Origin of the sequence: Bacteroides sp. Marseille-P3684 (assembly GCF_900291465.1) — a bacterium.
Lineage (GTDB): Bacteria > Bacteroidota > Bacteroidia > Bacteroidales > Bacteroidaceae > Phocaeicola_A.
Map to the genome: position 1 here is coordinate 2,160,895 of NZ_LT985808.1, position 21,265 is coordinate 2,182,159.

The following is a 21,265-nucleotide window of genomic DNA, read 5'->3' on the forward strand; positions in this document are numbered from 1 at the left end:
CGTCTCCTGTCAGGTCTGATAGCGGGGCGCCCTGAATGCATGTCAAAGCATTGCTTTCACTTGGTTGTATACATTTTCGGCAGTGAAGCCAAGTTTCTCGTCAAGAACCTTATACGGGGCGGAGAAACCGAACGACTCCAATCCGAACACTTTACCGTTGGCACCTACCAGACCTTCCAGGTTCACAGGGAGGCCGGCTGTCAGACCGAATATCTTGGCACCCTTCGGCAATACAGCATCCTGATATTCCTTGCTTTGGCTACGGAACAATCCTTCAGACGGAACGGAAACAACACGTACCTTTACACCGTCCTTGCGGAGCAACTCAGTACCTGCAAGAAGAGTGGATACCTCAGAACCGGAAGCAACCAGAATGACATCCGGATTCTCATCCGAGCCGGCAACGATATAGGCACCCTTACCAGCCCGGTTGTAGTCATTGCCCTCCGGCAGGTTCTTGATATCCTGACGAGAGAAGATGAGAGCTGTCGGAGTGGACATGTTCTCCATGGCCAGACGCCATGCGACGGTTGTCTCTTCTGCATCTGCGGGGCGGAGTACCAGCATGGAGTTGTGACCCTTATGGTTTTTCAGTTTTTCCATCAGACGGATTTGTGCTTCCTGTTCTACTGGTTCATGAGTAGGTCCATCTTCACCTACACGGAAGGCATCGTGGGTCCAGATGAATTTAACCGGAAGCTCCATCAAGGCAGCCATACGTACTGCAGGTTTCATATAGTCGGAGAATACGAAGAAGGTAGCACATGCCGGAATCACACCTCCGTGGAGAGCCATACCGAGGCAGCAGCATGCCATAGTCAGCTCGGATACACCGGCTTGCAGGAATGCTCCGCTGAAATCGCCCTTCGTGAAAGCGTGTGTTTTCTTCAGGAAACCATCTGTCTTGTCTGAGTTGGAGAGGTCAGCAGAAGATACAATCATGTTTTCTACCTGAGTGGCGAGTGCGCCCAATACGGTTGCCGATGCACCACGGGTTGCTGAATTGGGCTTTTGTTGGATTCCTGCCCAGTCAACTGCGGGAACAGCGTTGCTGAACCATTTCTCCATTTTGGCAGCCTGTTCCGGATTGGCTTTGGCCCATGCAGCTTTGGCGGCATAGCGTTCAGCAACGATGCCTTTTAACTCTTCTGCACGTTTGGCATAGAGCTCGGCTACTTCCGGGAAGATGTGGAACGGATCTTCGGGATTTCCACCCAGGTTCTTGATGGTATTGATGTAAGCATCTCCGCCAAGGGGAGCACCGTGGGTCGCGCAGTTTGCTTCGTAGCTGGAGTTGTCAGCCTTACGGGCACCTTTACCCATGATGGTCTTTCCGATGATGATGGTCGGACGTTCCGTCTCTGCCTTTGCCTCACGCAGGGCCTGACGAATCTGTTCTACGTCGTTGCCATTGATTTCAATAACCTTCCAGTTCCATGCAGCATACTTTTGAGCCACGTTTTCGCTGGTTACAGAGCTACAGGGAGTTGAAAGCTGGATATCGTTGGAGTCATAGAACATGATGAGGTTGTCCAGACCGAGGTGACCGGCAAGACGACCTGCACCTTGCGAGATTTCCTCTTGTACGCCACCGTCAGAGATATAAGCGTAGATGGTCTGATTCATGACCTCACCAAAGCGGGCTTTCAGGAATTTGGCAGCGATGGCAGCACCTACGGCAAAGGTATGTCCTTGTCCGAGAGGACCAGAGGTATTCTCGATGCCACGCATGACATCCACTTCCGGATGGCCGGGAGTCGGGCTGCCCCATTGACGGAATTGTGCCAACTCGTCCATGGTAAATTTGCCGGTAAGTGAAAGTACGGAATAGAGCATCGGAGACATGTGGCCCGGGTCGAGGAAGAAGCGGTCACGTCCTTCCCAACGGGGATTTTCAGGATCATAGACCAAGAACTCCGAGAACAATACGTTCACGAAGTCGGCACCACCCATGGCGCCTCCGGGGTGTCCTGATTTAGCTTTTTCTACCATAGAAGCAGCCAGGATACGGATGTTGTCGGCTGCGCGGTTCATCAATTTTACGTCGTTCATAAGAATAATATTTTGTTTCAATTAGTCATCGTTTGCATTTTGTGGCTGTCTCTTCAATGGGAAGTCCTGCTTTGTAGTTCTCAATGTAAGCATTGAATCCGGCAACATCTTCAGCCGTAGGTGCTATCTCAACACCTGCATTACCGGCAAACACTTTTTCTTCCAGGAAATCAGCCAAGGTCTGTCCGGCTGTATTGTTTACCAGGAATGAGGCGAGCAGAGCGATACCCCATGCACCTCCTTCTCCTGCAGTTTCCATCACGGAGATCGGTGAATCGATGGCTGCTGCCAGCACGCGCTGACCCACGCCTTTGGTCTTGAACAGACCTCCGTGTCCCGTGATGCGGTCGACTTTGACTTTCTCTTGTTTGAAGAGGATGTCGTTGCCAATCTTCAGCACACCGACTGATGCATAAAGGTGGGCACGCATGAAATTGGCAAGGTTGAACTTATCATTGGCGGAGCGCACAAAGAGGGGACGACCTTCCGCCAGTCCGGTGACGGGTTCACCTGAAATGTAATTATAGGACAAGAGTCCGCCACAATCGGCATCACCTTGGAGGGCATGGTTGTAGAGCTTGCCGAAAATCTCGTTCATGTCTACGGGGATACCCAGCAACTCCTGATACTCTTTGAAGAGATTGACCCATGCATTAAGGTCGGAGGTACAGTTGTTGCAGTGAACCATGGCCACGAGACTGCCGTCAGGAGTGGTTACCATATCAATCATTTCGTAGGGCTTTGACAGGTCTTTCTCCAGGACAATCATGGAGAAGGAGGAAGTTCCGGCAGACACGTTGCCTGTGCGTTGTTTGACTGCATTGGTTGCTACCATGCCTGTGCCGGCATCTCCTTCAGGCGGGCAGACCGGAATGCCTGCTTTCAGATGACCGGAAACATCCAGTCGTCGTGCACCTTCGGCAGTCAGTTTGCCGGCATCTTCGCCCGCCAGTAATACTTTAGGCAGTATGTCCTGCACTTGCCAGCCGAATCCTTTGGGAGCAATGAGTTGATTGAACTTCTCAATCATCGGTGCCGAATAGTTCTTTGTCTCCGGGTCGATGGGAAGCATGCCGGAAGCATCACCAATGCCCAATACTTTCTCTCCGGTCAGTTGCCAATGCACATAGCCGGCAAGTGTAGTCAGGAAATGGATGTTACGGACGTGAGGCTCGTTGTTCAGGATTGCCTGATAGAGGTGAGAGATGCTCCAGCGGAGCGGAATATTGTATACGAACAGTTCAGATAAGGCTGCGGCAGCTTCTCCGGTGTTGGTATTTCTCCAGGTGCGGAATTCTGCAAGCAGGTTCCCTTCTTTGTCGAAAGGCATGTAACCGTGCATCATGGCGCTGACGCCTAAGGCAGCCAAAGTCTCTATTTCAATGCCATATTGTTCCTTGACATTTGCGCGGAGGTCGGCATAGCAATCTTGCAGACCGTTCCAGATAGCGTCCAGACTGTAGGTCCACAGACCATCGACGAGTTGGTTTTCCCAACTATGGCTTCCTTGAGCGATAGGTTTGTTGTCTTGGTCAATCAAAACAGCTTTGATACGTGTTGAGCCCAGTTCGATTCCGAGCATGGCTTTTCCTGTTTCGATGGTTGACTTTGCATCTAGTTTCATACGTAAAACCTGTAATTTAAGGTGCTATAATGAGATATGGAAAAAAGTAGAATTGGTTTGCGAAGGAACCGGTGTCATCGTGTGTTGCAGATGCCTGTTTGTTCCTGCCGCAAACCAATTCATTATCAATTATCAGCAAAGAGCTTTGTTGAGCATGTAGTAGATTTCGTTCATGCGCAACTCTTTCTTGAAGCTGCTGATGGTGGTGTCTTTGTTGATGTGAACCATTTCAATGCCTGCGATTTCTGCATAGTCTTCCCAATATTCGACTGTCAGGTCATAGGAGAAGCAGGAGTGGTGAGTTCCACCGGCGAGAATCCATGCACCTGCGCCAATCTCGAAGTTTGGCATCGGAATCCAAAGGGCGGAAGCCACGGGGAGCTTAGGCAGCGGTTTTGATTTGATGCACTCTACGTCGTTGACGATCATGCGGAAACGGTTGCCGAGATCAACAATGGTAGCCGTTACACCTTGTCCTTGCTTGGAGGTGAATACCAGACGGGCTGTCTGGCTGTCAATGCCGATTGCCAGACGGTGTACTTCCAGCTTGGGACGATGTTCTGCGATGAGCGGGCAAACTTCGAGCATGTGTGCTTGAAGGATGGAGCTGTTTTCGCCGTCGAAGTTGAGGGTATAGTCTTCCAGGAACGAGCAACCCTTCTCCATGCCCTGACTCATGAACCACACGGTGCGGTAGAGAGCGGCAGACTTCCAGTCTCCTTCAGCGCCGAAGCCGTAGCCTTCAGCCATCAGTCGTTGAGAAGCGAGGCCGGGGATTTGGTCAAACAGACCAAGGTCGTCAAAGTTGGTTGTGAATCCTTTGGCACCTTTATCTTTCAGGATACCACGCAGGGCGATTTCAGCTTTGGCTGCGTTCCAGATTTTCGTGTATGCTTCGCTCTTGGTGTCTTCCAGTGCAGCATCATGTTCGTAGAGTTTGAAGTAGGTGTCCACGAGTGCCTTCACTTCTTCGTCCGTAGCTTTCTTGTAATATTCCATCAAGTCGTTCACCGGACAATAGTCTACGTGGTAACCCAAACGTTGTTCGGCTTCCACTTTATCGCCGTCGGTTACGGCTACATTGTTCATCTGGTCGCCAAAGCGGAGGATCAGCATATCTTGAGAATCAGCCCATCCGGCGCAGACACGCATCCAGACAGCAATCTTGTGCAGTGTATTCTCATCCTTCCAATAGCCTACAACCACTTTGCGACGGATACGCATGCGGGTGCAGATATGCCCGAACTCGCGGTCGCCGTGAGCAGATTGGTTGAGGTTCATGAAATCCATATCCATGGTATCCCAAGGTATTTCCTTGTTGAACTGGGTATGCAGGTGAAGCAGGGGTTTCTTGAATTGCTGCAAGCCGTGAATCCACATCTTTGCCGGAGAGAAAGTATGCATCCAAGTGATGACACCGATACATTTGTCATCATTGTTGGCAGCCTTGAATACGGTCTCCACTTCTTTAGAGGAGTTTACTGTGCCTTTATATACAACTTTGACAGGCAATTTCCCGGAATTGTTCAAGCCTGCAACCATTTCATTGGAATGTGCGTCAACAGCAACAACAGCGTCACCTCCATAAAGGAGCTGTGCTCCGGTGACGAACCATACTTCATAATTTTCGAAAGCCATAGTATTGTATTTTATTGGTTATATTGATTGATAATTCTTTGTTTTCAGTGTTTAAAAGTACGTAGTAATATTTAGATTTTCGAAAAAGTGTCGGGATATTTGCTGTTTATTCATAATTTTTAAAGGATAAGAAGTGTAAAAGTGCCCATTATATGTTGTGCGGCATCTTTCAGTGTACGCGAAGGTCCTTACAGGTGTGGTTCCGTCTGCATCGGAGTTCATATTCTTCTTGTATTTTTCAGTGCGAGTCGGTCCCTGTCATTTTGTCAAAATGTCAAATGCAGCTTTCCATTCGGCTGTATTTTATCCCTGAAATCAGGATGTGATTGGAGCAAATCTTTCCAGGTGATGAGCAGCATGCAGATGGATACTCTGTCAGTTGTTTGAGTGCTCTTTTGTGCTTTTCTATCTTTTTGCCAGTAGTCACGGATAGCTTACTTTTGGAATTTTGGGGAGGAAACTGCAAAAATCAGATTCCCGAACGGATAAATTCAGACTTCTCCCGTTGTTTTTACAGGTTTCCTGCCGTGAAACTTCGATTTTCCGGCATCGCTTTTGTATTTCGATGCGACGAATTGCATGTTTCCCGGCGGGATTTTCCCTGTTTCCGCGAGATATAGTGCTAAGTTTTCTGAAATAAACCCCTTCATTCAAGCCAAATGTTAAATCAGATTAGCAGTTGAATACTCCTGATGCTTGAGTACCTTCAAACGTTTGTTTGCGGAAACCTTCCTTTTGCTTGATTTTGTTAGCGGGACCATCGGTATAGGTTTCCTTTTGATGATTGCCTTTTACCCTGAAGTCGACTGATTGGGGTTGAATGTTTTCGCGGACCCAATACAGAAAAACGCCGTGGCAATTTGGGGAAATTACCACGGCGTCAGGTTGTATCATGAACAGTTGGTCGTTATTTCTTCTTTTGTCCGTAGTAGGCATTCGGACCGTGTTTACGGCTGAAATGCTTTTCTACCAGCAGCTGGTTCATGGTGAGGTTGGGGTTGACACTGTAGGCGATGCTTGCCATCTTGGCCACTTGTTCCATGACGACTGCATTGTGAACGGCTTCGTGAGCATCTTTTCCCCAGGCAAACGGACCGTGGTTCTTCACCAATACGCCCGGTGTGTGTACGGGGTTCATGCCTTCAAAGCGCTTCACGATGACATTGCCTGTTTCCAGCTCATAGTTGCCTTCCACTTCTTCGCGTGTCATGTCAGCCGTGCAGGGGATTGCCTTATAGAAATAGTCTGCATGTGTCGTGCCGATGTTGGGGATGTCTATGCCGGCTTGTGCCCATGCGGTGGCGTAGGTAGAGTGGGTGTGGACCACTCCGCCAATCTCGGGGAAAGCCTTGTAGAGCACCAGGTGGGTGGGAGTATCCGACGACGGATTGAGGTCGCCTTCAACCACCTTGCCGTCCAAGTCTACAACGACCATGTCGCTGGCTTTCATAATGTCATAGCTTACGCCGCTTGGTTTGATGACGACCAGGCCACTTTCACGGTCAATGCCTGAGACGTTGCCCCAAGTGAATATGACCAAGCCATGCTTCACCAAGTCGAGGTTTGCTTGGAATACTTTTTCTTTTAATGCTTCTAACATGGTTATATTGCTTTTATAAAGTTTCTTATAATTTGAATTTAAGAGATTTGGAATAGATGTGGTTGTTGAACCTATACAAACGCGCTCCTCTACGAGAGCTTTTTTTATCAATCAGTTCCGTCTGTTCGATGAAGTCCATGTCTGCCACTTTCTTGCGGAAGTTCCGTTTGTCGATGGGACAGTCATAAATCGCTTCATAGAGACTTTGCAACTGAGTCAATGTGAAAAGTTCAGGTAATAGATTAAAGCTTATGGGGGCGGACGATGCTTTCCGTCTCATTTGTTCCCGTGCTTTCTCAATCATTTCTTCATGGTCGAACAGCAGGTGAGGGAGTTCATCGATTCTTGCCCAGTATCCGTTGTGCTCTTCTACGCATTTCTTATCGTAATCCTGGATGTTGATAAGTGCATAGTAGGCAACGGAGATAACCCGCTCTTCGGGTTCGCGATGCACAGCGCCGAACGTGCCTACCTGTTCCATGTAGACTTCGTTCAGCCCTGTGTATTCGCGTAATACCCGTTTTGCGGCATTGTCGACGCTTTCATCGTTTTGTACAAATCCACCCATTAAAGACCAAGCTCCAAAGAAGGGCTCCATGTTCCGTTTGAGAAGAAGCAGGCTGAGCCCGTCTTTGTTAAATCCAAAAATGATGCAGTCTACTGCAACGTGAAACTTCGGATGTATATCATAATAGGTGGCCATATTGCAGAATGGGTTTTAGAGGTTGATTACCAAAGTGCAATATAAAGGATAGCCAGAATGATGACCACCAAGGCTGAGCCAATGGTGAAGCTGCGGTCGGAACGGAAGAGTGACAGGTCGATTGCCACGGCTTTGCCGTCCTGAACGGTGTCGAGTGCGTTCGAACGCAGGTAAATCCACAACGACAGGAAGAAGGTTCCCAGGAAGAAGATGGCTTCGAATCCGTAATTCTTCAACAGGGTGATGTCGCCGAAGAAGACGATGCAGCCAATGAGGAAGCAGATGATGGCGAGCACCAGCATCACGTTGCCCCAGAAGAGCTGCGTCTTCGTGGTGTGTGCATCAAGCTGGTCGGCTTTCACGGTCTTGTTGCTCATGTAGGACAGGGTGAAGAAGAGTACCACCAGCACCATGAACACATAGCCCATGCGGAGCAGGAACGGAGTGCCCGGCATCATGAACTTGAAGGCAATACTGAAGACGAAAGTACCGATGGCTGTTACAACAGCAGCTACACCGGAAGCACGTTTCCACAGCAAGCCCAGACCGAAGATGACTACGACACCCGGATAAACGAAGCCGGAGTATTCCTGGATAATCTGGAATGCCTGGTCAGCACCGCCCATGATGGGATATACAGCCAACAGTGCGATTACAAGTGATGCCAATGAAGTCAGACGACCGACATTGACCAGTTTCTTTTCAGAAGCAGTCTTGTTGATGAACTTCTTGTAGATATCCATCGTGAAGATGGTCGAGGTCGAGTTGAACATGGAGGCCAGTGAGGAGATGACTGCCGCTGCCAATGCCGCAAACGACAGACCTTTGACAACCGTCGGAGTGAAGTTGCGGATGAGGAACGGATAAGCATCGTCGGAACGCTCGATGGCGCCGGCAAGAGTCTGGGTCAGTTCAGGCTGGTAGTTCACGATGTAGAAGGCACAAACGCCCGGGATACATACGATGAAGGGGATCAGAATCTTCAGGAAGGCTGCGAAAATCATACCTTTCTTGGCCTCTGCAAGGCTCTTGGCTGCCAGACCTTTCTGGATGATGTACTGGTTGAAGCCCCAGTAGCCCAAGTTGGTCAACCACAATGCACCAACGATGACGGTGATACCCGGAATATCGAAATAGGGGTCAGAGGGTTGGGTTGCCGTACCTTCGAGCACCGGATACAAGTCGGCATTACGTTCGACAACCAGGTTGAAGTGGGTGTCTCCCGGTATGCTTGACAAGTGTCCCATGATATAGCTCAAGGCATCCAAGGCACCATTCAGTTCGAGTTTGGTAGAGATGACGTCAAGGGCAGCATAGGCAGTTACCAGACCACCGCCGACGAGGAAGGTCACCTGCATCACATCGGTCCAAGCCACGGAAGCCAGACCACCGTAGATGGAGTAAGCACCCGCGATGAGGAAGAGCAGGAGGATGATGACCAGTAATGTCATGTCGACCTGCATGCCCAGCAAGACTGCGGGAGTGGCGGGCAAGCCCAGAATCTGTTTGATGGCCAATGCGCCCAACCAAGCCACGGAGGTCAGGTTGATGAATACATAGAGGAAGAGCCAGAAGATGGAGAAAGCCAGACCCACGCCCCAGTTGTAACGTTCACTCAGGAACTGGGGAATGGTGAATATCTTGCGCTTGATCATCACCGGCAACAGGAACTTTGCTACGACAATCAGGGTTGCTGCAGCCATCAACTCGTAGGCTGCCATGGCAATACCTGATTTGAAAGCTGAACCGGACATTCCGATGAACTGTTCGGCAGAGATGTTGGCGGCAATCAAGGAGGCACCCACAGCCCACCATGTCAGTGTGTTTCCCGCCAGGAAGTAGTCGCTGGACGATTTTTCTTCTCCTTTCTTTCCACGGGAGAGGAAAATTCCCAATCCGACGAGGAGGACAATGTAGGCTGCAAATACGAGGTAATCCGCAGTAGCAAAGCCATTGTTTTTTAGAGCTTCTAGTATTTCCATAGTAGATTACTTATGTTTTTTAAGTTATTGGTTTTAAGAGTTAGGGAAGTTTACTTTTCTACGCCAAATTTGAAGATGCAATGGCTTTGGTAGGTTTGGCCCGGTTCAAGGATGACGGACGGCCACTGGGGCTTGTTGGGGCTGTCGGGATAGTGCTGGGACTCCAGGCAGAGACCTACACGCTGCTGATAGACGATGCCTTTCTTTCCAGTCACTGTACCGTCAAGGAAGTTGCCGGTATAAACTTGGATACCCGGTTCGTCGGTGTAGACTTCCAAGGTAATGCCGGTTGAGGGGCAGACAACGCGTGCAGCCACTTCCTCCATGTTTCCTTTCGTGTTGAGCACATAGTTGTGGTCGATACCCATGCCGAATTTGACTTGTTCGTTGGTCATGTCAATGCCTTCATTGATGGATTTTGCATTTTTGAAGTTCATGCTGTTGCCTTCCAGGGCGAGCATTTCACCGGTAGTCATGAAGGTGCTGTCGACCGGGGTGATGCTGTCTGCATTGACATACAGGATATTGTCGGTGATTGTGTTCTGCGGATTGCCGGACAGGTTGAAATAGGAGTGGTTGGTCATGTTGATAACCGTCTTCTTGTCGGTCGTTGCATCATATTTGATGTCAATGCTGTTGTCGCCTTTGAGCGTATAGGTTACGTGGGCGGTTACGTTTCCGGGGAAGTTGTTGTCTCCGTCAGGAGATTGCATGGTCAGTTGCAGCGTGCTGTCATTAACCTGTTGTCCGGCGTAGACCTGATATTGCCATCCGGTGGGACCACCGTGGAGGCAGTGTCCGTAGTTGTTCTGCGGCAACTGGATCGTGTCGCCGTCGAGGACCAGCTTGCCCTGATTGATGCGGTTGGCATAACGTCCGATGGCAGCACCGAAGTCGCTTGGGACATTGATGTAGTCGGCAATGCTGTCGAAGCCGAGTACCACGTCCTTCATTTCACCGTTCTTGTCCGGTACCATGATGGATACGATGCGTCCGCCAAAGTTGGTGATGCATACCTCCATGCCGTTGGCGTTGGTCAAGGTGTACAATTGTGTTTGTTTCCCGTTTACTTCAGCCTGGAAGTTTTTCGGATTAAGCCCTGACTGGGTGAGGGCTTCTTGCTGGGGTGTACATGCAAAGGTTGCCATGCATGCGCCCGCAAATAAAAGTTTACTTAAAGTTTTCATCTCGTATAGGATAATTAGTAAATTCTTCTCGAATAAAACGCCCAAAATTAAGACGAATGTTCAAGACAACGAAAGAATTTCGTATGTTCTTGAACATTCAAGTGTAAAATCTTCACTTTTGTTATTCGACTCGTCGTGCACCGTCACCTATAATTACATCATAGACCTTGGGAGTACGGTTGAATCTTTGGGCAAAGCTGGCTTTGGTCTCTCGGATGAATGCCTCATAAAGTTCTTCTTTGACGAGGTTGATGGTACAGCCTCCAAAGCCTCCGCCCATGACGCGCGAACCGGTGACACCGTGTTGGCGGGCGCATTCGTTGAGGAAGTCCAGCTCCTCGCAGCTGACTTCATAGAGCTTGCTCATGCCCTCGTGGGTCTCATACATTTTTTGTCCGACTGTCTCATAGTCTCCGCGCTCCAGGGCTTTGCAGACATCGAGCACGCGCTGGATTTCTTCGATGACGTATTCGGCGCGCATGTAGTCTTCCTCGCTGATGTCCGGTTTGGCCTCATTGAGCATATCCATGTTCGCATCGCGCAGGAATTCCACTTCCGGATGGTGTTTCCGGATGGCAGCGACAGCCGCCTCACAGCTTTGCCGACGTTTGTTATAGGCTGACGATGCCAGCTCATGCTTGACGACCGAGTCGAGCAGGACAAGCTTGTAGCCTTCCGGTTTGAACGGGTAATACTGATACTCCAGGCTGCGGCAATCCAGGCGGATCAGATGGTCACGCTTGCCGAATACGGAGGCAAACTGGTCCATGATGCCACACTTCACGCCACAGTAATTGTGCTCAGTGGCTTGGCCCACCTGTGCCAGTGTGAACTTGTCGAGTTTGTTGTCGCCGAACAGGTCATTCAGGGCGTATGCATAGGTGCTTTCCAGAGCTGCCGACGATGACATGCCGGCTCCCAGAGGAACGTCTCCGGCAAAAGCCGTATTGAATCCTTTCACTTCGACACCACGCTTAATCATCTCGCGGCATACGCCAAAGATGTAGCGTGCCCAGCTGGCGCGTGGAGCGTCTTCCTCGTTCAATCCAAACTCCACGTAATCTTTCAAGTCGATGGAGTAGGCGCGTACCTTGTCGGTCCCATTGGGCTTGAGCTCTGCCATCATGCCTTTGTCGATGGCTCCCGGGAATACGAATCCGCCATTGTAGTCGGTATGCTCACCGATGAGGTTGATACGTCCGGGAGAGGTATACAGTGTTCCGGTAGTGCCGTCAAAGTGTTTGATGAAACGGCTTCTTACATGTTCGATATCCATAGTATGTTCAAATTCAGTTGTTAACAAAACAGGTTGATGATGCGGTTTAGGCTTGTACGCCGAATTTGTAAATGGTGGTTTGTAGGTACTGTTCTCCCGGCATCAATACAGCCGTGGGGAAATGTGCCTTGTTGGGAGTGTCGGGGAAGTGTTGGGCTTCGAAGCAGACGGCACTTCGGTCGGGGAAGGTAGCACCATGTGCACCCTCCATACCATGATTCCAGTTGGCAGTGTAGAACTGGAGTCCCGGTTCGGTGGTGTACACTTCCAGCGTACGTCCGCTTTCCGGCTCGATGCAGCGGGCTGCAAAGCTGAGTTCGCCGGCCTCCTTTTTATTCAATACGTAGCAATGGTCGTATCCGTTCGCCTGCTTCAGCTGGATGAAGTTGTCGTTAATCCGTTCGCCGACGGTATGAGGCGTACGGAAATCCATGGGAGTACCTGCCACCGGTGCCACTTCTCCGGTCGGAATCGAGGTGGCGTCCGTCGGTAAATAGAAGTCGGCATGGATGGTCACCAGGTTGTCATAAACATCCGGTGTCGGATTGCCGATGCCTGAAAGGCTGAAGAACGCATGATTGGTGAGGTTGACCAGTGTCTTTTTGTCAGTGGTGGCACGGTAGTCGATGCGGAGTTCGTTGTCGTCGGTAAGCGTGTAAGTCATTTCCACATTTACATTGCCGGGGAATCCTTCTTCTCCGTCGGCAGACAGATAATGGAAGACGATGTGCGAGTTGTCATGTGCCACAACGTCCCATACACGTTTATGGAATCCGGTGGGTCCTCCGTGGAGAGAATTCGGACCATTGTTGATGGCCAGCGTATATTCTTTTCCGTCGAGAACAAACTTTCCGTTGGCAATGCGGTTGCCGTATCGTCCGATGGTCGTGCTGAGGCAATCTACCGGACTGTTGATCAAATGTTCCAGGGAGTCATGCCCCTGGATGACGTTTGCAAAACGACCTTCCTTGTCCGGGGCAAACAGAGACAGGATGGCGGCTCCGTAGTTGGTGACAGCCATTTCCATGCCTCCCTGATTGCTGAGGATGTAAAGGTCGGTGTTTTTCCCGTCGATGGTGGATTGGAAATCTTCGCGCTTCAGGCACGAACGATTTACTGAGGTACTCATAATAAACTTATTTTGTAGGTAATATTAATAGTCGCAAATGTATGTAACTTCTTTTTCTTAAACAAACTTCATTCAGAAAAAGCCCGGTTGCCTTGAAGTGCCGTCAGGAGGTCTGCAACAATGAAGCTGCTTCCGCCGACGAAGAGGCAGTCGTTGGCGCCGGCTTCTTCCTGAGCTTGTCTCAATGCCGTTTCCACGCTGTCGTAACAACGTCCGTCCAGTCCGTGGCTGGCAGCTAATGCCTGCAGGTCATGGGCAGGCATGGCACGCTTGACGCTGGCTTGCGTGAAATAGTAGACAGCCTGTCGGGGCAGCAACTCAAGGACACCGTTGATATCCTTGTCATTCACCATGCCGAACACGATGCGCAGGGTGTCACACGGTTGCTGTCTGAGTTGCTCGACAATGTATTGGATTCCTCCGACATTATGCCCGGTGTCGCAGATGAGTGTCGGATGCTCGCCGAGACGTTGCCAGCGTCCCATGAGTCCGGTCAGTTCGCAGACGTGGGCAAATCCTTTCCGCACATCGGATTCCGTGAACCGGATGCCACGTTCATGCAGGACAGGCAAGGCGGTCAGGAGGGTGTTGGTGTTCTTCTCCTGGCAGAATCCGCCGAGTTGTCCCTGTAAGTCCGGATAATCGGAAGTCTGGTATAGAAAACCTCCCCCGGCTTGGGGAAGGGCGGACAGCAAGGGATGTATGTCTTCGGCAAAATGGATGGGAGCGTTTTTCTCATGAGCTTTGGCAAGGAAGACCGGACGTGTCTCCGGTGTGGTCTCTCCGATGACAACCGGGATGCCTGGCTTGATGATGCCGGCTTTCTCTGCGGCAATCTTGTCCAGGGTATTGCCCAGGAATTGCATGTGGTCCATGCTGATGTTGGTGATGATGCTGAGCTCGGGGACGATGATGTTGGTGCAGTCCAGGCGACCGCCCAGTCCGACTTCGATGACGGCGATGTCGACCTGTTGTTCGGCAAAGTAGTTGAAGGCCATCGCTGTCGTCAGCTCAAAGAAGGAAGGATGGAGCGGTTCGAAGAAAGAACGTTCCTTTTCGACAAAACGAATGACTTCTTCCTCCGGTATCGGTTTCCCGTTGATGCGGATGCGTTCCCGGAAGTCAATCAAGTGGGGGGAGGTGTAAAGTCCGGTCTTGTAGCCGGCGCTTTGCAGGATGGCTGCCAATGTGTGGGAGCAGGAACCTTTGCCATTGGTCCCGGCGATATGGATGGTGCGGAACTTCCGGTGCGGATGTCCGAAATGCTCGTCTAGCAGATTGGTATTTTCCAGTCCCTCTTTATAAGCGGCTTTGCCCACTTGCTGGAACATCGGAGCGCTGTCAAAGAGGTAGTTCAATGTCTCTTGGTAGGTCATAATTCAAAACTAATAGATAGTCGCTGACAAAGATACATATTATTTTGATTATGTTTTGCTACTGACAAGAAGGAAATGTGGGGTAGAAGAGGGGTTGGAAGTGACGAATTGTAGCGGTTGACCTGATAGGGTACGGAATGACAATCTGATAGCTGATAACGAAAAAAAGGGTGTGCCCTTGTCTGGAACACACCCTTGATTCGGTTTGTGAGTATAAGTCTTAGTCAAAGAAGTTACGGAAGCGGCGGAAAATCTTTTCCTTGATGCTGGAGCTGGGTTTGAAGTTCTCGGAATCCTGCATTTTCTCCAAGGCGTTCTTCTCGTCTTTCGAGAGTGTTTCCGGGATATAGACGCTCACATTGACCAGCAGGTCACCGTTGCCATATCCGTTCACATTGGGCAGACCTTTGCCACGCAGGCGGAGTACTTTTCCCGGTTGGGTTCCCGGCTCGATTTTCACCTTTGCTTTCCCGTCGATGGTCGGTATTTCTACCGTACTGCCGAGGGCGGCCATCGGGATGCTCAGCAACAGGTTGTAGACCAAGTCATTTTCATCGCGGATAAGTTCGGGATGCGGTTCCTCTTCGATTTGAATCAGCAAGTCTCCGGGAATACCGTTGTGACGTCCGGCATTGCCTTTGCCGCTCATGGACAATTGCATGCCTTCGGCTACACCGGCGGGAATCTTTACTTCGACTACTTCTTCGCCATAGACGATGCCTTCGCCGCCGCACTCCTTACATTTGTTCTTGATGATTTTGCCTTCTCCATTACATTGCGGACAGACAGTCTGTGTCTGCATCATGCCGAAGATGCTCTGCTGGGTGCGCAGGATGTGTCCGCTACCCTTACACGTCGGACAGGTCTCTGTCCCGCTGTTGCCCTCGGCACCTGTCCCGTGGCAATGGCTACAGGGCACATATTTCTTCAGCTTGAACTTCTTGGTCGTACCGTTGGCAATGTCTTTCAGCGAGAGCTTTACCTTCACGCGCAGGTCGGAGCCACGGAACTTGCGTTGGGCCTGTGAACTGCCTCCTCCGCCGAATCCGCTGAAGCCTCCGAATCCGCCATGTCCGCCGAAAATGTCACCGAACATGGAGAAGATGTCGTCCATGGACATGCCCTGGCCTCCACCGAATCCACCGCCGAATCCTCCGGCACCGCTCATCCCTTCATGACCGAACTGGTCATAACGGGCGCGCTTGTCAGGATTGCTGAGCACTTCATAGGCTTCGGCAGCTTCTTTGAATTTTTCTTCGGCTTCCTTGTCGCCCGGGTTCTTGTCCGGGTGATATTGGATGGCCTTCTTGCGGTACGCCTTCTTTATTTCATCTGCGCTGGCGCTTTTGTCTACGCCGAGCACTTCATAATAATCTCTTTTTGCCATAGTCAGTTTCTTTTAGATGTTGCATCACCGGTCATTGCGCCACGGCAACCTTTGCATGACGGATGACTTTGTCGTTCAGCTTGTAGCCGGTCTGTACGCAGTCGAGCACCTTGCCTTTCTGGTCTTCGCTCGGAGCAGGAATCATGGCGATTGCCTCATGAAAGTCGGTGTTGAAGTCTGCGCCTTCGGTCTCAATCTTGTTCAGTCCTTCTTGCGACAGGATTTTCAGGAATTTGGCGTTAATCAGCTCCATTCCTTCACGCAAGGCCTGTGCATCGTCCGATTTTTGCATGTTAAGGAGGGCACGTTCCATGTCGTCCAGTACGGGCAAGATGGCAGTGATGGTCTTTTCAGCGGCAGTCTTGATGATTTCCGACTTCTCTTTTATGGTACGTTTCCGATAGTTGTCAAATTCAGCGGACAGGCGCAGGTACTTGTCCTGCAGGTCGGCAATGCGTGCTTCTGCCTCGTCCAGACTTTGTTGCAGCTTTTCTTCCGGAGAAAGTTCAGGTGCTGCTTGCTCGGCTTGTTGCTCTGTCTGTTGTGCTTCTGCTGTTTCCTGAGTGTTCACTTTCTCTTGGTCCATGTTTTCGTTTGTTGTTGAATTCATGTCTATATGATTTTATTATTATGCTGAAATAGGGTGGATGGTTGTTCTTAAAGAACACGAATGCTCCCTACAAAATGTTTGCCAACCGGTAAAAACTTCTTATCGAAGTTGCAAAGGTAGATAAATTTGTCGGGGAGGCTGTCAGTTTGACACTGTTTTTTTGTGTACCTTTGCAGCCGGTTAAATGAGCTACTATAATATAATAAGGTATAAAGACTATGATAACAGTTTCAGACTTGGCTATCCAATTTGGTAAAAAGGTATTGTATAACGACGTCAATTTAAAATTCACCAACGGCAACATTTACGGAATCATCGGGGCAAACGGTGCGGGGAAGTCCACGTTTCTGCGTGCCATCTCCGGAGAACTGGAGCCGACGAAAGGTTCGGTGACCCTGGGACCCGGGGAACGGCTCTCCGTCTTGTCGCAGGACCACTTCAAATGGGACCAGTTCACGGTGCTCAATACCGTACTGATGGGGCACACCGTGCTGTGGGACATCATGCAGCAACGGGATGCGCTGTATGCCAAGACGGACTTTACGGACGAGGATGGCATGAAAGTCTCGGAGCTGGAAGAGAAGTTTGCCGAGCTGGACGGATGGAATGCCGAGAGCGATGCTGCCGCCTTGCTGAGCGGACTGGGCATCTCGGAGGACAAGCACTACCTGCTGATGAGCGAGCTGAGCGGTAAGGAGAAGGTGCGTGTCATGTTGGCGCAGGCGTTGTTTGGAGAACCGGACAACCTGTTGCTCGACGAGCCGACGAACGACCTGGACATGGACACGGTGACCTGGCTGGAGGAATATCTGGGCAACTTCGAACACACCGTATTGGTGGTCAGCCACGACCGCCACTTCCTCGACTCGGTCTGCACGCATACGGTGGACATCGACTTTGGGAAGGTCAACCTCTTTGCCGGAAACTACAGCTTCTGGTATGAGAGCAGCCAGCTGGCTTTGCGTCAGCAGCAGAACCAGCGTGCCAAGGCGGAAGAGAAGAAGAAGGAACTGGAAGAATTCATCCGCCGTTTCTCTGCCAACGTGGCGAAGAGCAAGCAGACGACCAGCCGCAAGAAGATGCTGGAGAAGCTCAACATTGAAGAAATCCGTCCCTCCTCGCGCAAGTACCCGGGCATTATTTTCACACCCGACCGGGAGCCGGGCAACCAGATACTCGAAGTGTCGGGACTCCGTGCCGAGACCGAGGATGGAACCGTGCTCTTCAACGACGTCAACTTCACCGTGGAGAAAGGCGACAAGATTGTGTTCCTGAGCCATAACCCGCGTGCGATGACCGCCTTGTTCGAAATCATCAACGGGAACCGCAAGGCACAGGCAGGGCACTACAGTTGGGGAGTCACCATCACGACGGCGTATCTGCCGCTCGACAATACCGCCTTCTTCGACTGCGACCTGAACCTGGTGGACTGGCTCAGCCAGTTTGGCGAGGGGAACGAAGTCTACATGAAGGGATTCCTGGGACGCATGCTCTTCTCCGGCGAGGATGTCCTGAAGAAGGTCAACGTCCTCTCGGGAGGCGAAAAGATGCGCTGCATGATTGCCCGCATGCAGTTGAAAAACGCCAACTGCCTCATTCTGGATACCCCGACGAACCACCTCGACCTCGAATCCATTCAGGCATTCAACAACAACCTCAAGACCTACAAGGGGAACATCCTCTTTGCATCGCACGACCACGAGTTCATCTCGACCGTGGCAAACCGCATCATCGAATTGACGCCGAACGGAATCATTGACAAGATGATGCCTTACGACGACTACATCACCAGCGACCATATCAAGGAAATGCGTGCCCGCATGTACGGCGCGTAAGGCCGGAAGGTCCCGCTGACGGAAGAATCCTGCATCCGATGTTCCGGAAGGAATGTCCGATGCAGGATTTTTTATTTATACGGATTTTTCTTATCAAAAAAACACCGGAAATATCTTGTTTGTAGAAAATAGTCCGTATATTTGCATCATTCTATAAACAAAAGACACCAAATTATGACTATGTATTATTATCCGTTCACGACAGGCATGGAAATGACAATCACACGAATGTCAACATCCATGATGATGACCCCTCGGGGTTGAGGATAATAGTATAGTGTTTCTACGTGATACACGCCTACGGATGTAGGCAAAACAATCTTTTCTTTTTCTTCTTGTTTAATTCCAATCGGAAGGGCATGGACTCCATTCCTTCCTCTACCTTATATTATATACAGACATGAAAGTAATGAAATTCGGGGGGACCTCCGTCGGTTCCATCCACAGCATATTGAGCGTCAAACAGATTGTAGAATCACAGCACGAACCGGTCATAGTGGTTGTATCGGCACTGGGAGGCATCACCGACAAGCTGATACGCACCTCGCAGATGGCAGCGTCCGGCGACATGGCATACGAGAAGGAATTCCAGGAAATCGTGCGGAGACACATGGAGATGGTCGATGCCGTCATCCCCGAAGGAACACCCAAGGAGGAGCTCAACCTCGTCGTCTCCGCCCTGCTCAACGAGTTGAAGGACATCTACCAGGGACTGTACCTCATCAAGGACCTTTCGCCGAAGACCTCGGCTGCCATCGTCAGCTATGGCGAACGGATATCCTCGCGCATCGTCGCCACACTCATCGACGGAGCACGCTGGTATGACTCCCGTCAGTTCATCAAGACCGAGAAGAAGCACGCCCGCCACATCCTGGACTCCGAGCTGACCAACCGACTCGTCAAGGAGGCATTTGCCGACCTGCCGCAGGTGGCACTGGTCCCCGGCTTCATCTCCACGGACAAGGACAGCGGCGAAGTGACCAACCTCGGACGCGGAGGCTCGGACTACACGGCGGCAATCATCGCCGCGGCACTCGATGCGGACAGCCTTGAGATATGGACCGACGTCGACGGCTTCATGACAGCCGACCCCAGGGTCATCTCGACCGCCTACACCATCAACCGCCTGAGCTACGGCGAAGCGATGGAGCTCTGCAACTTCGGGGCGAAGGTGGTCTACCCGCCGACTATCTACCCGGTGTGCCATAAGAACATCCCCATCCTCATAAAGAACACCTTCAAGCCGGAAGCGAAGGGAACCATCATCTGTGCACAGAACGACCCCCACAGCAAGGCTATCAAGGGCATCTCGTCCATCAACGACACCAGCCTCATCACCGTGCAGGGCCTCGGCATGGTGGGAGTCATCGGCGTGAACCACCGCATCTTCCGCACGTTGGCGGAAAGTGGCATCAGCGTCTTCCTCGTCTCGCAGGCTTCGTCGGAAAACAGTACCTCCATCGGTGTGAGGAATCAGGATGCCGCCCTCGCCTGCAAGGTGCTCAACGAAGAGTTCGCCAAGGAGATTGAAATGGGCGAAATCAACCCCATCGAGGCGACCGGTGACCTCGCAACCGTTGCCATCGTCGGCGAGAACATGAAGCAGACGCCGGGCATCGCCGGAAAACTCTTCGGCACGCTGGGACGGAACGGCATCAACGTCATCGCCTGCGCACAGGGAGCCTCCGAGACGAACATCTCGTTTGTGGTCGACCGCAAATCGCTGCGCAAGACGCTCAACGTGATTCACGACTCGTTCTTCCTCTCGGAATATCAGGTGCTCAACCTCTTTGTCTGCGGCGTCGGGACCGTCGGCGGAAGCCTCCTGCAGCAAATCCGCTGCCAGCAGGAGAAACTCATGCAGCAACGCGGGCTGAAGCTCAACATCGTGGGCATCGCAAACGGACACCACGCGCTCTTCTCACGGGCGGGAATCGACCTTGCCACTTACCGGGAACAGCTGGAACACAGTGCGCCCGGCTCCATCGAACGCCTCCACGACGAGGTCATCGGCATGAACATCTTCAACTCCGTCTTCGTGGACTGCACGGCAAGCCCCGAGGTGGCATCGCTCTACAAGGACTTCCTCGCCCACAACATCTCGGTGGTGGCTGCCAACAAGGTCGCAGCCTCGTCCGCCTTCAAGGATTACAGGGAACTCAAGGAGACGGCACGCCGGAGAGGGGTCAAATTCCTGTTTGAGACCAACGTGGGAGCCGGACTGCCCGTCATCAACACCATCAACGACCTCATCAACAGCGGCGACAAGATTCTGAAAATCGAAGCCGTGCTGAGCGGGACGCTGAACTACATCTTCAATAAAATCAGTGCCGACATCCCCTTCAGCGAGACCGTACGCCTGGCAAAGGAGGAAGGATACTCCGAGCCGGACCCGCGCATCGACTTGAGCGGAAAGGACGTCGTGCGCAAGCTCGTCATCCTGGCTCGCGAGGCGGGATACGAACTGGAACAGGAGGATGTCGAGAAGCACCTCTTCATCCCCGACTCGTTGTTCCAGAGTTCGCTGGAAGACTTCTGGCGCCAGCTGCCGTCCCTCGATGCGGACTTCGAACAGCGACGCCGCCAGCTGGAGAGCGAGAACAAACACTGGCGCTTCGTGGCAAAGCTCGACGAAGGAAAGGCTTCCGTCGAACTGCGCGCCGTCGACGCCGGGCACCCCTTCTATGGACTCGAAGGCAGCAACAACATCATCCTCCTCACCACGGAGCGATACAAAGAATACCCCATGATGATTCAGGGATACGGAGCGGGAGCGGGAGTCACCGCCGCCGGGGTATTTGCCGACATCATGCGCATTGCAAACATCTGACAAATTTTCAAGACATACTTAAAGAGGGAGAACCTT

Annotated in this window: 14 protein-coding genes; 2 read left to right on the forward strand and 12 right to left on the reverse strand. The window is 51.4% G+C overall.

Annotation, left to right across the window (positions count from 1 at the left end; all coding sequences use genetic code 11):
• Window positions 1–42 precede the first annotated feature (42 nt).
• The 12 genes from C8275_RS08410 to C8275_RS08470 all read right to left on the reverse strand — a co-directional run bounded on the left by C8275_RS08410 (window position 43) and on the right by C8275_RS08470 (window position 16,540).
• Entirely contained in the window at window positions 43–2,052 is a 2,010-nt protein-coding gene (locus C8275_RS08410; RefSeq protein WP_106484799.1) for a transketolase, read from the reverse strand.
• A gap of 25 nt (window positions 2,053–2,077) precedes the next feature.
• Complete coding sequence (locus C8275_RS08415) at window positions 2,078–3,676, reverse strand: xylulokinase (protein ID WP_106484800.1); 1,599 nt, start codon at window positions 3,674–3,676, stop codon at window positions 2,078–2,080.
• Window positions 3,677–3,808: 132 nt separating this feature from the next.
• Window positions 3,809–5,314, reverse strand: coding sequence for an L-arabinose isomerase (gene araA / locus C8275_RS08420; RefSeq protein WP_022385618.1), 1,506 nt, complete (start codon window positions 5,312–5,314; stop codon window positions 3,809–3,811).
• Between the two features lie 907 nt (window positions 5,315–6,221).
• Entirely contained in the window at window positions 6,222–6,914 is a 693-nt protein-coding gene (locus tag C8275_RS08430; RefSeq protein WP_022383478.1) for an L-ribulose-5-phosphate 4-epimerase, read from the reverse strand.
• A 25-nt stretch (window positions 6,915–6,939) separates the two neighbouring features.
• The gene (locus C8275_RS08435; RefSeq protein WP_022383479.1) at window positions 6,940–7,617 is read right to left on the reverse strand and encodes an NUDIX domain-containing protein; all 678 of its coding nucleotides are present in this window, start codon (window positions 7,615–7,617) and stop codon (window positions 6,940–6,942) included.
• A 26-nt stretch (window positions 7,618–7,643) separates the two neighbouring features.
• Window positions 7,644–9,599, reverse strand: coding sequence for a sodium/solute symporter (locus C8275_RS08440; protein WP_106484802.1), 1,956 nt, complete (start codon window positions 9,597–9,599; stop codon window positions 7,644–7,646).
• Between the two features lie 50 nt (window positions 9,600–9,649).
• Window positions 9,650–10,786 carry an aldose epimerase family protein gene (locus C8275_RS08445; RefSeq protein ID WP_022383481.1) on the reverse strand — a complete coding sequence of 379 codons (1,137 nt, stop codon included), beginning with the start codon at window positions 10,784–10,786 and terminating at the stop codon, window positions 9,650–9,652.
• Window positions 10,787–10,907: 121 nt separating this feature from the next.
• A complete protein-coding gene (gene galK, locus C8275_RS08450; protein ID WP_106484803.1) occupies window positions 10,908–12,062 on the reverse strand; it encodes a galactokinase in 1,155 nt (384 codons plus the stop codon).
• Window positions 12,063–12,108: 46 nt separating this feature from the next.
• The gene (locus tag C8275_RS08455) at window positions 12,109–13,191 is read right to left on the reverse strand and encodes an aldose epimerase family protein (protein ID WP_106484804.1); all 1,083 of its coding nucleotides are present in this window, start codon (window positions 13,189–13,191) and stop codon (window positions 12,109–12,111) included.
• Between the two features lie 68 nt (window positions 13,192–13,259).
• Window positions 13,260–14,567: a folylpolyglutamate synthase/dihydrofolate synthase family protein gene (locus C8275_RS08460; protein ID WP_106484805.1), complete on the reverse strand. Its 1,308-nt coding sequence runs from the start codon at window positions 14,565–14,567 to the stop codon at window positions 13,260–13,262.
• 220 nt (window positions 14,568–14,787) lie between these two features.
• Entirely contained in the window at window positions 14,788–15,954 is a 1,167-nt protein-coding gene (dnaJ, locus tag C8275_RS08465; protein WP_022383485.1) for a molecular chaperone DnaJ, read from the reverse strand.
• A 31-nt stretch (window positions 15,955–15,985) separates the two neighbouring features.
• Window positions 15,986–16,540, reverse strand: coding sequence for a nucleotide exchange factor GrpE (locus C8275_RS08470; protein ID WP_234395729.1), 555 nt, complete (start codon window positions 16,538–16,540; stop codon window positions 15,986–15,988).
• Window positions 16,541–16,782: 242 nt separating this feature from the next.
• Between C8275_RS08470 and C8275_RS08475 the strand changes: the two genes are divergently transcribed.
• Together C8275_RS08475 and thrA are read left to right on the forward strand one after the other, a co-directional pair.
• Window positions 16,783–18,399 (forward strand): ABC-F family ATP-binding cassette domain-containing protein, encoded by a 1,617-nt coding sequence (locus C8275_RS08475; RefSeq protein WP_106484807.1) that lies wholly within the window; start codon window positions 16,783–16,785, stop codon window positions 18,397–18,399.
• A gap of 400 nt (window positions 18,400–18,799) precedes the next feature.
• Window positions 18,800–21,229, forward strand: coding sequence for a bifunctional aspartate kinase/homoserine dehydrogenase I (gene thrA, locus C8275_RS08480; protein WP_106484808.1), 2,430 nt, complete (start codon window positions 18,800–18,802; stop codon window positions 21,227–21,229).
• Window positions 21,230–21,265: the final 36 nt, after the last annotated feature.

Bases quoted from the DNA above. Each gene is read 5' to 3' on its own strand.
- C8275_RS08445 (WP_022383481.1), bottom strand. From the start codon at position 10,786: ATGAAAACTTTAAGTAAACTTTTATTTGCGGGCGCATGCATGGCAACC.
- galK (WP_106484803.1), bottom strand. From the start codon at position 12,062: ATGGATATCGAACATGTAAGAAGCCGTTTCATCAAACACTTTGACGGC.
- C8275_RS08455 (WP_106484804.1), bottom strand. From the start codon at position 13,191: ATGAGTACCTCAGTAAATCGTTCGTGCCTGAAGCGCGAAGATTTCCAA.
- thrA (WP_106484808.1), top strand. From the start codon at position 18,800: ATGAAAGTAATGAAATTCGGGGGGACCTCCGTCGGTTCCATCCACAGC.
- C8275_RS08410 (WP_106484799.1), bottom strand. From the start codon at position 2,052: ATGAACGACGTAAAATTGATGAACCGCGCAGCCGACAACATCCGTATC.
- C8275_RS08415 (WP_106484800.1), bottom strand. From the start codon at position 3,676: ATGAAACTAGATGCAAAGTCAACCATCGAAACAGGAAAAGCCATGCTC.
- C8275_RS08470 (WP_234395729.1), bottom strand. From the start codon at position 16,540: ATGGACCAAGAGAAAGTGAACACTCAGGAAACAGCAGAAGCACAACAG.
- C8275_RS08475 (WP_106484807.1), top strand. From the start codon at position 16,783: ATGATAACAGTTTCAGACTTGGCTATCCAATTTGGTAAAAAGGTATTG.
- C8275_RS08460 (WP_106484805.1), bottom strand. From the start codon at position 14,567: ATGACCTACCAAGAGACATTGAACTACCTCTTTGACAGCGCTCCGATG.
- C8275_RS08440 (WP_106484802.1), bottom strand. From the start codon at position 9,599: ATGGAAATACTAGAAGCTCTAAAAAACAATGGCTTTGCTACTGCGGAT.
- C8275_RS08430 (WP_022383478.1), bottom strand. From the start codon at position 6,914: ATGTTAGAAGCATTAAAAGAAAAAGTATTCCAAGCAAACCTCGACTTG.
- araA (WP_022385618.1), bottom strand. From the start codon at position 5,314: ATGGCTTTCGAAAATTATGAAGTATGGTTCGTCACCGGAGCACAGCTC.
- dnaJ (WP_022383485.1), bottom strand. From the start codon at position 15,954: ATGGCAAAAAGAGATTATTATGAAGTGCTCGGCGTAGACAAAAGCGCC.
- C8275_RS08435 (WP_022383479.1), bottom strand. From the start codon at position 7,617: ATGGCCACCTATTATGATATACATCCGAAGTTTCACGTTGCAGTAGAC.